1 protein-coding gene and 1 pseudogene are annotated in these 1,145 nt (G+C 48.7%); both read right to left on the reverse strand.

Translation table 11 applies throughout. From position 1 onward, the window contains the following. Positions 1-519 (reverse strand): annotated as a pseudogene (locus R7P72_RS25290) (sensor histidine kinase); the annotation flags it as partial. A 24-nt stretch (positions 520-543) separates the two neighbouring features. Then, positions 544-1,145: response regulator transcription factor (locus R7P72_RS25295; RefSeq protein WP_318110997.1), on the reverse strand; the 602-nt coding region annotated here is incomplete at its 5' end.

Here is a 1,145-nt window from a genome sequence, read left to right on the forward strand (position 1 = left end):
CAAGTACGGCGAATCCACTTGAGCGTTGGCAATGGCCGTATGACGAGAACTCCCGATCACCACGTACAAATAACCAATGGTTGAGCCAAGCTCCTCTATCGCTGCGACAGAAAAGACTTTGTGTTCATCACGATTACGCGGGTCATCGCCTAGAATCGGGAAAGGTTCACCACTGAGAAACTGACGAATAGGAGCCAGATTCACCGCGCCCATCAATTCCGTCCCTTCTGGCGCAGCGTGCGTAGTAATGTTGCCTTGACTATCAAGAAAATAGATTTCGAAATCCGGTCCTATCAACATGAGGGTGTGGAAAATCGACTTAAGCGCTTTGGGATTGTAGTCCGTACCAATCATGAGCGGATTATCATCCCGCATGTGACTGGCTAGATCTTGATGTAAGCTTTGCTTGGTGCGAAGCTCAATGGTCTCTTTTTGCCAATTGTAAGTCAGCGCAATGGCCGCCATCGCCAAACAAAACCAAACCGTGGTGAATACCACCAAACGAGATTTGAAGCTCATCCTATCGCCTCCTCACACCGCCTATTATGGGCGCGGCTGAAATTTGTACCCAACACCCCAAACCGTTTGAATAAAATGATGCTCTGAGTCCGACAACGACAGCTTGCTGCGCAAGCGATTAATGGTGCTACAAACCGTGTGATGATACCCAGCATGATTGGTGTTCCAGACATGATCCAACAGCTCGTCCTTACTGTAGACTCGACCGGGACGAGTGGCGAGAAACTGTAGTAAGGTAAACTCGGTTGCCGTCAGCGCGACGTCTTTATCGTTGAGCGAAACCTGATGCAATTGGGGAATGATCTTCAAGTCACCAAAGTTAAGTGCCCCATCTTCTGCTTTTTCTGGAGTCGGCTTTTCAGCGACTTGATTAACGCGCCGAAGTACATTTCTCACCCGAGCTTGAAACTCTAAAACACTAAACGGCTTTGTAATGTAATCATCGACGTCAGCTTCCAACCCATCCACTTTATCCATCTCACCGTCTCTTGCGGTCAACACCAAAACCGGCGTCCAATCTTGCTGCTGGCGCAAGTGATGGCAGATATCTAAACCATCACCATCGGGTAAACCTCTGTCGAGGATCACCAAATCAAACGACTGCTGCTGATAAGCATTTCTGCCCG

This window comes from Vibrio sp. Vb0888, assembly GCF_033338835.1.
In the GTDB taxonomy this organism is placed as follows: Bacteria; Pseudomonadota; Gammaproteobacteria; order Enterobacterales; family Vibrionaceae; genus Vibrio; species Vibrio alginolyticus.